General features: G+C 56.1%; 13 protein-coding genes. 4 read left to right on the forward strand and 9 right to left on the reverse strand.

Annotation, left to right across the window (positions count from 1 at the left end; genetic code table 11):
- Positions 1–2: 2 nt before the first annotated feature.
- Together ACNT1W_RS24095 and ACNT1W_RS24100 are read right to left on the reverse strand one after the other, a co-directional pair.
- Positions 3–692, reverse strand: coding sequence for an LrgB family protein (locus ACNT1W_RS24095; protein WP_419246251.1), 690 nt, complete (start codon positions 690–692; stop codon positions 3–5).
- Entirely contained in the window at positions 685–1,107 is a 423-nt protein-coding gene (locus ACNT1W_RS24100) for a CidA/LrgA family protein (protein WP_261132994.1), read from the reverse strand. Before ACNT1W_RS24100 ends, ACNT1W_RS24095 begins: the two co-directional genes overlap by 8 nt.
- 139 nt (positions 1,108–1,246) lie before the next feature.
- Here ACNT1W_RS24100 and ACNT1W_RS24105 point away from each other — a divergent pair, with 139 nt between their 5' ends.
- Positions 1,247–2,134, forward strand: coding sequence for a LysR family transcriptional regulator (locus ACNT1W_RS24105; protein ID WP_012147123.1), 888 nt, complete (start codon positions 1,247–1,249; stop codon positions 2,132–2,134).
- Positions 2,135–2,163: 29 nt separating this feature from the next.
- On the opposite strand, the gene ACNT1W_RS24110 is transcribed toward ACNT1W_RS24105, so the two are convergent.
- From ACNT1W_RS24110 to ACNT1W_RS24130, 5 genes are all read right to left on the reverse strand, one after another.
- A complete protein-coding gene (locus ACNT1W_RS24110) occupies positions 2,164–3,813 on the reverse strand; it encodes a Na+/H+ antiporter (protein ID WP_012147124.1) in 1,650 nt (549 codons plus the stop codon).
- A gap of 184 nt (positions 3,814–3,997) precedes the next feature.
- Positions 3,998–5,359 (reverse strand): NCS2 family permease, encoded by a 1,362-nt coding sequence (locus tag ACNT1W_RS24115; RefSeq protein ID WP_012147125.1) that lies wholly within the window; start codon positions 5,357–5,359, stop codon positions 3,998–4,000.
- A gap of 336 nt (positions 5,360–5,695) precedes the next feature.
- Positions 5,696–6,103: a VOC family protein gene (locus tag ACNT1W_RS24120; protein WP_012147126.1), complete on the reverse strand. Its 408-nt coding sequence runs from the start codon at positions 6,101–6,103 to the stop codon at positions 5,696–5,698.
- A gap of 47 nt (positions 6,104–6,150) precedes the next feature.
- Complete coding sequence (locus ACNT1W_RS24125; RefSeq protein WP_261132999.1) at positions 6,151–6,819, reverse strand: glutathione S-transferase family protein; 669 nt, start codon at positions 6,817–6,819, stop codon at positions 6,151–6,153.
- Positions 6,816–7,259: a lipocalin-like domain-containing protein gene (locus tag ACNT1W_RS24130; protein ID WP_419246252.1), complete on the reverse strand. Its 444-nt coding sequence runs from the start codon at positions 7,257–7,259 to the stop codon at positions 6,816–6,818. The genes ACNT1W_RS24125 and ACNT1W_RS24130 overlap by 4 nt, the downstream gene beginning before the upstream one ends.
- Positions 7,260–7,470: 211 nt before the next feature.
- On the opposite strand from ACNT1W_RS24130, the gene bhsA reads away from it, so the two are divergent.
- Positions 7,471–7,731, forward strand: a complete 261-nt coding sequence (gene bhsA, locus ACNT1W_RS24135) for a multiple stress resistance protein BhsA (RefSeq protein ID WP_419246253.1) — start codon at positions 7,471–7,473, stop codon at positions 7,729–7,731.
- A 56-nt stretch (positions 7,732–7,787) separates the two neighbouring features.
- Here the strand turns inward: bhsA and ACNT1W_RS24140 are convergent, their stop codons facing one another.
- Positions 7,788–8,705 carry a LysR family transcriptional regulator gene (locus tag ACNT1W_RS24140; protein WP_419246254.1) on the reverse strand — a complete coding sequence of 306 codons (918 nt, stop codon included), beginning with the start codon at positions 8,703–8,705 and terminating at the stop codon, positions 7,788–7,790.
- A 130-nt stretch (positions 8,706–8,835) separates the two neighbouring features.
- Here ACNT1W_RS24140 and ACNT1W_RS24145 point away from each other — a divergent pair, with 130 nt between their 5' ends.
- Positions 8,836–9,585, forward strand: coding sequence for a 3-oxoacyl-ACP reductase family protein (locus ACNT1W_RS24145; RefSeq protein WP_012147131.1), 750 nt, complete (start codon positions 8,836–8,838; stop codon positions 9,583–9,585).
- 270 nt (positions 9,586–9,855) lie between these two features.
- Complete coding sequence (locus ACNT1W_RS24150) at positions 9,856–11,406, forward strand: lytic transglycosylase F (RefSeq protein WP_112362628.1); 1,551 nt, start codon at positions 9,856–9,858, stop codon at positions 11,404–11,406.
- A gap of 79 nt (positions 11,407–11,485) precedes the next feature.
- Here ACNT1W_RS24150 and ssb1 read toward each other — a convergent pair whose 3' ends face one another.
- Positions 11,486–12,022: a single-stranded DNA-binding protein SSB1 gene (gene ssb1 / locus ACNT1W_RS24155; protein ID WP_017894189.1), complete on the reverse strand. Its 537-nt coding sequence runs from the start codon at positions 12,020–12,022 to the stop codon at positions 11,486–11,488.
- Positions 12,023–12,209 lie beyond the last annotated feature (187 nt).

Below are 12,209 nucleotides of genomic sequence, written 5' to 3' on the forward strand. Positions count from 1 at the left end.
GCTTACCACATCAGTTGCCCTATCAGCGGCGCGGCAATCACCGTGATAATCCCCGCCAGCATCATCACCAGGCTGGAAACTACCCCTTCTTCCTGCCCCATCTCATAGGCTTTCGCCGTACCGGCACCGTGTGATGACGCCCCAAGCCCGGCGCCTTTCGCCAGACTGCTGCGCACCGCCAGCCGCAGGAACAAAATATCCCCAACCGCCATGCCGAACACCCCGGTGATCACCACAAACAGCGCCACCAGATCTGCCTGCCCGCCCATCTGTTTGGCCGCCTCCAGCGCAAACGGCGTGGTGATGGAGCGCACTGCCAGGCTGCGCTGCACCTCTTCCGGCAGCGTCAGCAGTCGCGCCAGCCACACCGAGCTGTAAACAGCCACCAGCACTGCCGTCAGCACTCCGGCGCTGAGCGACAGCCAGTGGCGGCGGATAATATGCAGATTCTCGTATACCGGTACCGCGAAGGCGATGGTGGCCGGCCCCAGCAGCCACAGCAACCAGTCCGTTTCGCCAATGTAATCCTGGTACGAAATATGGGTCACCACCAGCAACAGCACCAGGATCATTGGCGTCAGTACCAATGGCATTAACAGCAAGGTTCGACGGCGGCGGTAGAGTTTTTTATTGGCGAAATAGAGCGCCAGCGTTGCCACAAAGCAGGCGATGCTCAGGATAAAATCACTCATCGCGCTGTTTTCGCCGTTGCAACCAGACTTCCAGTCGATAGACCCGATCAACCACCAGCCCCGTCGCGCCCAGCGTCAGCGTGGTGCTGACGGCAATCACCAGGAAAATCTTCCAGCCCTCAACCATCAGCAACTGGGCATAGTTGACCACCGCCACTACCGCCGGGACGAAGAACAGCAGCATCTCGGCCAGCAGCCAGCGCGAACCGGCCCTGACCCAGTTCAGCGGCAGAATGCGCAGCGAAATCAGCGCCAGCAGCATCAACATGCCGATAATGTTGGCGGGCAACGGCAAATGGAACTGCTGCACCAGCCGGTCAGCAATCAAAAATAACACCGCGTATAAAACAACCTGGACAGGCACCTGCAAGCGGGCCAGCAAAGAAGGAGCAGCGTGGCGTAACGCCAGTAACATGGAAGATGACCTTAAACAAAAAATTCACGGATTACAGTATACGCAGCCAGGAAACCCCGCCTGAAATGAATTAAAATCATCAATATCATGCCATCAGGGAATAATTTCCCGCTGGTATTGTTCCTGAGGAGAACCCAACGTGGATGTCCGCACTTTGCGCTACTTCGTGGAAGTGGTGCGCCAGCAAAGCTTTACCCGCGCGGCGGAAAAACTGTTCGTCACCCAGCCGACCATCAGCAAGATGCTGCGCCATTTGGAAGAGGAACTGGAGTGCACCTTGCTGATCCGCGAAGGCCGCAGGCTGCACCTGACCGACAGCGGCCAGGCGGTATATCAGCGCGGTCTGGCCATCATCGATGAATTCCGCCAGTTGGAAGCCGAGCTGGAAGACATCAGCTCGGTGAAAAAAGGCGTGCTGCGGTTGGGCATCCCACCGATGGTCGGCCGGCAGATTGCCGATTTGATCCGGCAGTTTCGCCAGACTTATCCCGGCATCGAACTCAAAATTTCAGAATTGGGCGGGCTATCGGTTGAACAGGCGGTGATGTCCGGTGAACTGGATCTGGCGATGACCATTCTGCCAGTCGATTCCGCTCAGCCACTGACCTTTTTGCCCTTGCTCGGCCACCCCATGTGCGTGGTCGCACCACGAACGCCGCACTGGTTAAACCGTACCAGTATCCATATCTCCGAGTTGGCCAACTGGCCGATCCTGCTTTATAACGAGGACTTCGCGCTCTACAAGATGCTGATGACAGCATTCCGCCAGGCCGGTTTTGAACCCCAGATTGCGGTACGCAGCGGGCAGTGGGATTTTCTGGCGTCGATGGTGCAGGCCGGGGTTGGCATCGCCACCCTGCCGGAGCCGGTCTGCCAATGGCTGGATAAGGAAAACCTGATTTGGCTGCCGCTGGAGCCACGCATGGAATGGAAGGTGGGGTTAATCTGGCGTCAGGGCAGCTACCTGTCACACAGCGCCCAGGCCTGGATCGCCTGCTGTCGCGACTACTGGCCGTCGATGAAATAAACGGGACCGCGTCTGCGGCCCCATTGGCATTACCCCTCGCGCTCTATCAACAGCGCTTCCAGCAGGTCGAGATCGTGCAATAATTTTTGCAACGTCTCGTTGCTGATTTTCTGCGTGGCGCGCAGGTGATATAACTCACCGCGTTCGGCACGCAGCGCCGTCAGGCGAAAACGCCGTTCGAGGTTTTCCAGCATCAGCGCATTTTCGATATCGTCTTTAGTGGTGATGCGCCGCCGCAGCGTCCCGACCACCCGCGAACTGATCTCTTTCAATATCTGCGGATCGATATTTTCCTCGGTATCCACGGCCAGTCGTTCTTCCATTTTGTTGATGCTTTCGATCGCCACTTCGGCCGCCATGGCAATCGCCATCCGCTCTTCACTCTTGCTGACGCTCTTGTCTGCCACCTGCACGCCGCGCAGCAACAGCGGCAACGCCATGACGCCGGCAATCAGCGAAAGCAGGATCACCCCGGCGGCAATAAACACCAGTTGATAGCGCGCCGGGAAGGCAGAACCGTCACTCAGCAACAGCGGAATGGACAGCACACCCGCCAGCGTAATCGCCCCACGCACCCCGGCGAACGACGCCACCCACAGTTCACGCGTGGTGAAATCGCCAAACTGCAACGGCCGTTTTTTCATAAAGCGACGGCTGGCGTTTTTCATCAGCCACAGCCAGGTGAAGCGCAACACCAGCAACGCGGCGTAGATGATGGCAACATCGGCAAACAGGTACCAGGTCTGAATGGTCGGATCCAGCTCCGCCTGGAAGATGGAGGTCTCCAGGATCCCCGGCAGCTGCAGGCCCAACATGATGAACACCATGCCGTTAAACACAAATTCCAGCATCGCCCAGACGCTGTTGGCACGCAGACGCATCGCCAGCGGGGCATTGCGGATCACGCCGGACTGGCTGATGGTCATCCCCGCAGCAACCGCGGCCAGGATGCCGGAGACGCCAATATGTTCGGCAATCAGATAAGAGGCAAACGGCAACAGCAGCAGGAATACAATTTGCGTTGCCGGGTCGTCACCACTCCAGCGGCTCATGACGCGCAACGACTTACTGTAAAGCCAGGTGATCGCCACACCGGCCAGCAGGCCGCCGATCGCCACCTTGAGAAACTCCAGCGTCGCCCCGCCCACGGTAAATACCATGGTGCCCATCGCCACTGCGATGGCGAATTTGAGTGAGACCAGACCGGACGCGTCGTTCATCAGCGCCTCACCTTCCAGCACCCCCATGATCGATTTGGGAATACGCCCTTTACCCACGATGCCGGACAGCGCCACGGCATCGGTTGGCGACAGTACCGCCGCCAGGGCAAACGCCGCCACCAGCGGGATGCCCGGCACCATGGCGTAAATCAGGTAGCCGACACCGACGACGGTAATCAGCACCAGCACCAGTGCCAGACCAAGGATTTCACGGCCGTGGTGCAAAAATTCGCGGGTTGGCGTTTTCCAGCCATCGGCAAACAGCAACGGCGGAATAAACAGGACCAGGAACAATTCAGGGTCAAAGTCGACGTGCAGCCCAAAATGCGGCCAGGCCAACAAGGCCCCGATACCGATCTGCATTAACGGTAATGGCACCTGGAACGGCAACATGCGCGTCACCACCCCGGACAGGGAGACCACCAAAATTAAAATGAGGATTGTAAAAAAGATTTCCATGCTTTCCTTAGACTCCAGGGTTCAGAAATATCTCTGAATATGCCCGATAGTAGATCACTTTTTTTACAGCGGTTAAAGCTTGTTGTGCCATTCAAAATGCAGTATCGGCAGAAGGAGACTTATCTGAAGCAGAAATGGGGATAAAACATCCCCCGCCGAAGCGACGGGGGAAACACCAGCACGATCAGATTGCCCAACCGCCGGCATAGAACGCCACCAGCGCCACGGCAATGGCCACGGTACCGATATTCAACCGACGCCATTCGCCGGAGAAGATACGGCCAATCACCAGTGCGCTAAAGCCCAGCATGATGCCGGTGACGATATTACAGGTCAGCACGATAAACACCGCGCACAGCAGGCCGGACATGGCATCGACAAAGTCGTTGAAGTCCAGCTTGGTGACATTGCTCAGCATCAGCAGGCCGACGTACATCAGCGCCGGTGCGGTGGCGTAAATCGGCACCAGATAAGATAACGGCGACAGGAACAGGATCATCAGGAACAGCAGGCCGACCACGGTCGCAGTCAGGCCGGTTTTGCCGCCCGCCGCAGTACCCGCCGCAGATTCGATATACACCGCTGCCGGAGCCGCGCCCACCAGGCCGGAGAAAATGCTGCTCAGGGAGTCCGAAGTCAGCGCTTTGCCGCCGTTGATGATCTGCCCGTCTTTATCCAACAGGTTAGCCTGACCGGCTACCGCACGGATGGTGCCGGTAGCGTCAAACACCGCCGTCATCACCAACGCCAATACGCTCGGCAACACTACCGGCTGCAAGGCGCCCATGATATCCAGACTGAAAATCAGCGAATGGCCGTTAGCGTCCGCCAGGCTTGGCATGGCGAACAGCCCCTGATACTTCACTGCCGGGTCAAACACCAGCCCAATCACCGAAATGGCGATAATCACCAGCAGGATGCCGCCAGGAACGCGCAGTTTTTCCAAACCGAAAATCACCGCCAGTCCAAGCAGTGTCATCACTACCGGGAATGAGGTGAAGGCACCCAATGCCACCGGCAGGCCGTCCAGCGGGTTCTTCACCACCAGACCCACGCCGTTAGCGGCGATCAGCAACAGGAACAGACCAATGCCGATACCGGTGCCGTGTGCCACGCCCATCGGCAGATTGCGCAGGATCCAGGCGCGGATACCGGTGACCGAGATAATGGTAAAGAGCACGCCCATCAGGAATACCGCACCCAGCGCCACCGGAATGCTGATGTGCTGACCCAGCACCAGGCTGAAGGCGGTAAAGGCGGTCAGTGAGATCGCACAGCCGATAGCCATTGGTAAATTAGCCCACAGCCCCATCAGCAACGAACCCAGACCGGCAACCAGACAGGTGGCGACAAACACCGCCGTTGGCGGGAAACCCGCCTTGCCCAGCATGCTCGGCACCACAATCACCGAGTAAACCATCGCCAGGAAGGTGGTTAACCCCGCCACCACTTCCTGCCGCACGCTGCTGCCACGCGCAGAAATTTTAAAATAACCATCAAGCCCGCCTTTTGGTTTAACGGCGTTGTTCGCTTGAGAATTCGACATCTTGCTGTCCCCTGTGTTTCATTGCCAGCCCGTTGCAAGGCTTGTTATTCCGCCCACACCTGTTTGGTAGGGTATCGTTTGCTTTTCGATCTTTCACTCACGTCACCCATTGGCGGCGCTTATTAAGGCAAACGATTAACTCTCATGGCGTGAGGCGGGTGATTTATGGTGGTTTATTCAAGGCAAACGATTATCCAGCCTTCTGTGCCCTCTGATCAACCAAAGATCGCGGCAATTTATGCAGAAAAGTAATGAGGCCCATCATTATCGAAAATATGAAATTTGTCACATAGGGAAATCTGATGGGAAAGCCCCCCGTTCGGAGGGCAAAAAGAGTCACTGGGCCTGCGCGGCCTTTTCGTCCATGTACATCAGTTCCCAGATATGACCGTCCAAATCCTGGAAACCGTGACCGTACATAAAGCCGTAATCCTGCGGCTGATTATAGGTATTACCGCCGGCAGCAATCGCCTTGCGCACCAGTGCATCCACTGCAGCCCGATCGGGCTGCGACAGACACAGCAAAACCTCGGTCGATTTTTTGGCATCGACAATCGGATTCGGGGTGAACATTTTGAATTTGTCGTGGGTCAGCAACATCACATAAATACTGTCGCTAACTACCATGCAAGCGGCGGTATCATCGGTAAACCGGGGATTAAAGCTGAAGCCCAGTTCGGTGAAAAATGTCATGGATGCGGGCAGATTGCCCACCGGCAGGTTAACAAAGATTTGCGTAGCCATGGGCTACCTCCGATGAAGGGTGACCTCATCGAGTATAGCCCATCGCCTCAGCTCAGCAGGTCATAAGGCCCGCCCTGCTCCAGCGCCCGCTGGTAGGCCGGACGCGTATGAATGCGCTGTAGATAACCGCGCAGCTTGGGGCAACCGTCCAGTGCGCCACGTGACGCCATCGCCTCCAGCGGGAAGCTCATCTGGATATCCGCCGCGCTGAATTCATTACCGACAAACCAGGTGTTTTTGCTCAGGTGCTGTTCCAGATAATCACAGTGTGGCGCGATCTGTTTGTCCAGATATTCACGCTGCACGCCTTTGCCAATCGCCCCCGCCACCGGCCGCAGCAACCAGGGGATCGGCGGCTGGCCCAACCGGCTAAACACCAGCTTCATCACCAGCAATGGCATTAACGACCCTTCGGCATAATGTAACCAATACCGGTACTGCTGACGGGCATGATAGTCGGTGGGAATAAACTGCCCCTGCGCGTCGTAGGCTTCCTGCAGGTACTCAATAATGGCGCCGGACTCCGCCAACGTCAGATCGCCATCGACAATCACCGGCGACTTGCCCAACGGATGAATTTTCTTTAACTCCGGCGGTGCCAGCATGGTTTGCGGATCGCGCTGATAGCGCTGCACCTGATAGGGCACGTTCAACTCTTCCAAAAACCACAGGATACGCTGCGAACGCGAGTTATTCAGATGGTGAACAATGATCATAAGGGCGCTCCTATCCGTTGCCATACCAATTCGCCTGTCTGCACGCCGTTGCCAAACTGCAGCGGTACCGTACGAAGCTCGAGACGATCGCCGGAGAAACGATAAAAGCGCACCTGGCGGCTACCGATCCAATTGGGGAACGAGCTGCCTTCGACCTGATGCACCACCCGCTGCTCGCTCTCGTCCACCTGATAGCGACCAAAATAACAAATCATGTTGATAAAGGCGGCGCGGAGCTCCTGTTCGCTGCCCTGTGCCAGATCGTCGGCGGTAAAGCATGGCCGGGTGGCGCTGTAGAGCTGCGCCGCCATGGTGCCATTGGGCTCATAGTTAATGCGACCCAGCACCTGCTCGCCCAGCGGGTGATTGACTCTGCCGTCTTCCCCTTTGAAGACAGAAGACACTAATGACCAACTGCCGATAAACGCGTTGACTGACATGCCGTTTACTCCTCTAAGGTTTCTGCTTACTCAAAGGGTAGTGGCGATTTTTCCAGCACGCCAGCGCAAGCCGCACCGATCAAAAATAAGTCAATTTATTTGATAAAGATTATCAAAACTCTCCGATTTTCTATTCAGCCGCGCCAGCCTATTATCTACCACATCGAGAGGCAACAACCTCTCACCTAAAAAATACCCTGAGGATTGAATCATGAAAAACATCAAAATTTTTGCTACTGCTCTGCTGCTGACTACCGCCTCTTTCGCCAGCGTTGCTGCCGACCAGCCAACCAGCCAACCTGCTGCCGACGCCCAGAAAATCGGTGTGGTGTCCGTTAGCGGTGCCTCTAACCTGAGCGCACTGGAAACTGAACTGGCCAACAAAGCCACAGCATCAGGCGCCAGCTCTTACCGCATCATCTCCGCCGGTGGCCAGAACAAACTGTACGGCACCGCAGAAATCTTCAACTGATCGTCAGACAGTAAACTGACGGAAGAATGAAGCCCCGCAAGGGGCTTTTCACGTTTCTAGCGCGCGTCAAACCGAGCCGCCAGCTTCTGCAGGCGGAATTGTTCGGTGATGTAATCGACGAACACCCGGGTTTTGGTCGGCAGAAATTTGGTGGTGGGGAAATACAGGTGCACACTACCGCGATCGACATACCAGCCTGGCAATACTCGCACCAGGCGGCCGCTCTCCAGATAAGGTAACGCGTTCGGCATGCTGATCAGCGCAATGCCTAAACCCATTTCCGCGGCCCGTGCCGCCGCTTCCGGCTCGTTTACCGTCATTTTTATCGTCATGCTCGGCGCTCGCTGCTCGTTATCCGCATTGCGCAGCGGCAGGTTGCGGACTCGCCCGGTTTGCGGTGAGCGAATAAAAATGCCCGCATGACTCACCAACTGTTCCGGCTGCTGGAGCGACGGGCACTGTTGCAAATACTGCCTCGAAGCCACCAGCACGCCGTGTGCCGGTGCCAGTTCACGGGCGATCATCCCCTGCGCCAGTTCGATACCACCTCCCATTGCCGCATCGAAATGCTCGCCAATCAAATCCACCTGACGGTTATCAAAATGCCAGTCTGGAATAATCGCCGGATAACGTGCCAGAAAATCCGGCAACATCGGCAGCACAAAATGCAGGCCAAAAGCGGTACCCATGCTGACCTTTAAGGTTCCCGCAGCAACCCCACCGCTGCTACTCAAACTTTTCAACGCACACTGGATCGACAGCAAGCCGCCGCTGACCTCCTGCAAAAAACGTTCGCCCTCTTCGGTCAGCGTCAATTTACGCGTATTGCGCTGGAATAGTCGCACGCCCACCAACGACTCCAGTTTGGTGACGTTCTTTCCCACTGCGGCAGAACTGATCCCCAACTTGCGGCCGGCGGCGGAAAAACTGCCGCTCTCTGCGCTGCTGACAAAACATTCCAGATGGCCGAGCATGATTTTTCTCCGACGATTTCAAACCAATGGTTTAAGCTGATTATAGCTCTTTGTGGCTAGTTACCGATCCGCGTTTCTCCGATACTGAACCGGTAGCTTTATTAACCTAATCCCACTCTGGAGAAACATCATGTCCGCAACTCTCTCTCTGCAAGGCAAAGTCGCATTCATTCAGGGCGGTTCACGCGGCATCGGTGCCGCCATCGCCAAACGCCTGGCGCGCGAAGGTGCCGCTGTGGCATTAACCTACGTCGCCTCTGCCGACAAAGCCGATGCGGTGGTGAGTGAAATCACTGCTGCCGGCGGCAAGGCGCTGGCGATCAAGGCCGACAGTGCCGATGCAACAGCGCTGCAGCAGGCGGTGCGCCAGGCAGTAAACAGCCTGGGCAATCTGGATATTTTGGTGAACAACGCCGGTGTGCTGGCGATGGGCAGCACCGAAGAACTGCCGCTGGAAGATCTGGACCGCACGCTGGCGGTGAACGTCCGCAGCGTATTTGTCGCCAGTCAGGAAGCCGCGCGTCATATGAATGATGGCGGTCGCATCATCAATATTGGCAGCACCAACGCCGAACGTATGCCATTTGCCGGCGGCGCGGTATATGCGATGAGTAAATCTGCGCTGGTCGGCCTGACCAAAGGCATGGCACGCGATCTCGGCCCACGCGGCATTACCGTCAACAACGTGCAGCCCGGCCCGGTAGATACCGATATGAACCCGGACAACAGCGATTTCGCCGAGCAGTTGAAAGGGATGATGGCGATCGGTCGTTACGGCAAGGACGAAGAGATCGCCAGCTTCGTCGCCTATCTGGTTGGCCCCGAGGCGGGATATATCACCGGTGCCAGCCTGAGCATCGACGGCGGCTTCTCGGCTTAATGTTCCCAGAAAAACAAAAAGCCCCTCTCGGGTAATGCCGTTCAGTTAAGTACAGTTCTGAATAAGGATGTACGACGTTGTTTAAGTGGGCGTCCCCCTCTCCCGAGGGAGAGGGCCGGGGTGAGGGGCTTTCGCGTTGGTATGTATCCCCTCACCCTAACCCTCTCCCAAAGGAGAGGGAACAATATCACCTTAACTGACCAGCATTGCCCTCTCGGGGCTTTTTTAGTTTGACTACAATGAGAAGACGCACCATTCGGAGTGTCTTCCATGAATGCCACCTCTTCCCAAAGATTGCTGGTCGCCTGCCTGGCGTGTCTCACAGCCCTGCTGTTCACCGGTTCAGTATATGCGGCCCCAATGAAGGACAAGACGCAGGATCAGGAAGAACCAGAGACACTCCAGGTGAATATGGACGACATCATGCGCCCCTGGCTGGGGGATTTGCCAGGCATGCTCGACCGACGGGTGATTCGGGTATTGACGACTTACAGCAAAACCTTTTTCTTTATCACCAAGGGCACCCAGCGCGGAGCCACCCATGACATATTTATGGAGTTCGAGCGCGACCTTAATCTCAAGTTGATGAAGGATAAAAAGCTCAAACAGCGCCATCTTAAGGTGCGCGTCATCTTCGTGCCGGTAGCTCGTGACCAGTTACTCAATGCCCTCAATGAAGGCCGGGGCGACATTGCTGCCTCCAACCTCACCATTACCCCGGCGCGTCAGGAGCAAGTGACATTCACCACCGCTCTTTATCCGAAAGTGAAGGAACTGCTGATTTCTGGCCCCTCCTCACCCAAAGTGGAAAACCTGGAACAACTTTCCGGAAAAACGGTATTCGTGCGCCTCTCATCGAGCTATCACGAAAGCCTGGTGGCCCTGAATAAGCGCTTTGCCCAGGAATCACGTCCTCCCGTTATCCTGGAGACAGCCCCCGAAGCGCTCGAGGATGAGGATCTGATCGAGATGCTGAGTGCCGGCCTCATTCCACTTATCGTGGTTGATCGCCATAAGGCTCTGTTCTGGAAACAGGTTTTCCCTAAAATTCAGATACACGAAAATGTGGTGCTGCGTGACGATGCCGACATCGCTTGGGCGGTGCGCAAGGATAACCCGCAGTTACTCGCTTTGCTCAACGGCTTCGTAGAGAAGAATCGCCAGGGCAGCAAGTTGGGGAACACTCTTCTGTTGCGCTACCTGAAAAATGCCAAATATGTCAAAAACGCGGCCTCAGAGAAGGAGCGCAGCAAATTTCTGGCGATGGTAGACGTGTTCAGGAAATATGGCGATCGCTATAACGTGGACTGGCTACTGATGGTGGCCCAGGGCTATCAGGAGTCGCGCCTCAACCAGTCGGTCCGCAGCCCGGTGGGTGCTATCGGTATTATGCAGGTGATGCCGGGCACCGGCAAAGAGCTGAAGGTCGGCGACATCCGCAAACTGGATCCCAATATCAATGCCGGGGTGAAATACATGCGCTGGATGATTGACCGCTACTACGCAGACGAGCCGATGACGCCCCTCGACAAAGTGCTGTTCTCATTCGCCTCTTACAACGCAGGCCCAGCCCGCATCGCTCGTTTGCGAGCGGAAACGGAGAAACGTGGCTTTAACCCCAATATCTGGTTTGGCAATGTGGAATACCTGGCCGCCGAACGGATTGGGGCCGAGACGGTGACCTATGTCAGCAATATCTACAAATACTACGTCGCTTATCGGCTGATCATGGATCAGCGAACTCGCAAGCAGCAAGCCATGGACCAATCCAAAAGTGCGCCAGCAGCAGAGAAGCCGCAACAAGCCCCAGCCGGGCAGTGAGTTTGGCGTGAAAGCAGCCTCCTTCAGAAACAAAAAAGCCCCTTTCGGGGCTTTTTCATCGGCTTTAGACAACCTGATATCAGAAAGGAATATCGTCGTCGAAGTCCATTGGTGGTTCGTTGCTGCTGGCTGCCGGCGCATTGTTTTGCGCTGGGCGAGCCTGCTGGCCACCGCTGAACTGGTTGCCGCCTTGCGGCTGTTGAGGCTGACCCCAACCGCCCTGACCGCCGGAAGCCTGACCACCACCTGCAGGTGCACCGCCGCCTTGACGGCCGCCCAGCATCTGCATGGTGCCGCCCACGTTTACAACGATCTCGGTGGTGTATTTTTCAACGCCAGCCTGATCGGTCCACTTACGGGTTTGCAGAGCGCCCTCGATATACACCTGGGAACCTTTACGCAGATATTCGCCCGCCACTTCAGCCAGCTTGCCGAACAGCACAACGCGGTGCCACTCAGTCTTTTCTTTCTGCTCGCCAGTCGCCTTGTCACGCCAGCTTTCGGAGGTCGCCAGGGTAATGTTGGCCACTGCGCCGCCATTCGGCATGTAACGGACTTCTGGGTCTTGGCCCAGATTCCCGACCAGAATTACTTTGTTTACGCCTCTGCTGGCCATGAGAACTCTCCTGAAGATTGATTTTTACACAGTATAAACGAGTAAGTTTAACACGCTCAGCCCGAAACGACACCCGTGTTGATAACTGCGTATTCTATTCCAGAATTGTCGTTCCGATCGACCTTGTTGCATTCGTATACTGGATATTCATTCAGGTTTTTTTGTGTCATAATTATGCGTTTCGTAC

Source organism: Serratia sp. NFX21, assembly GCF_048517035.1.
Lineage (GTDB): Bacteria > Pseudomonadota > Gammaproteobacteria > Enterobacterales > Enterobacteriaceae > Serratia > Serratia quinivorans.

Bases quoted from the DNA above. Each gene is read 5' to 3' on its own strand.
- ACNT1W_RS24095 (WP_419246251.1), bottom strand. From the start codon at position 692: ATGAGTGATTTTATCCTGAGCATCGCCTGCTTTGTGGCAACGCTGGCG.
- ACNT1W_RS24100 (WP_261132994.1), bottom strand. From the start codon at position 1,107: ATGTTACTGGCGTTACGCCACGCTGCTCCTTCTTTGCTGGCCCGCTTG.
- ACNT1W_RS24110 (WP_012147124.1), bottom strand. From the start codon at position 3,813: ATGGAAATCTTTTTTACAATCCTCATTTTAATTTTGGTGGTCTCCCTG.
- ACNT1W_RS24115 (WP_012147125.1), bottom strand. From the start codon at position 5,359: ATGTCGAATTCTCAAGCGAACAACGCCGTTAAACCAAAAGGCGGGCTT.
- ACNT1W_RS24120 (WP_012147126.1), bottom strand. From the start codon at position 6,103: ATGGCTACGCAAATCTTTGTTAACCTGCCGGTGGGCAATCTGCCCGCA.
- ACNT1W_RS24125 (WP_261132999.1), bottom strand. From the start codon at position 6,819: ATGATCATTGTTCACCATCTGAATAACTCGCGTTCGCAGCGTATCCTG.
- ACNT1W_RS24130 (WP_419246252.1), bottom strand. From the start codon at position 7,259: ATGTCAGTCAACGCGTTTATCGGCAGTTGGTCATTAGTGTCTTCTGTC.
- bhsA (WP_419246253.1), top strand. From the start codon at position 7,471: ATGAAAAACATCAAAATTTTTGCTACTGCTCTGCTGCTGACTACCGCC.
- ACNT1W_RS24140 (WP_419246254.1), bottom strand. From the start codon at position 8,705: ATGCTCGGCCATCTGGAATGTTTTGTCAGCAGCGCAGAGAGCGGCAGT.
- ACNT1W_RS24145 (WP_012147131.1), top strand. From the start codon at position 8,836: ATGTCCGCAACTCTCTCTCTGCAAGGCAAAGTCGCATTCATTCAGGGC.
- ACNT1W_RS24150 (WP_112362628.1), top strand. From the start codon at position 9,856: ATGAATGCCACCTCTTCCCAAAGATTGCTGGTCGCCTGCCTGGCGTGT.
- ssb1 (WP_017894189.1), bottom strand. From the start codon at position 12,022: ATGGCCAGCAGAGGCGTAAACAAAGTAATTCTGGTCGGGAATCTGGGC.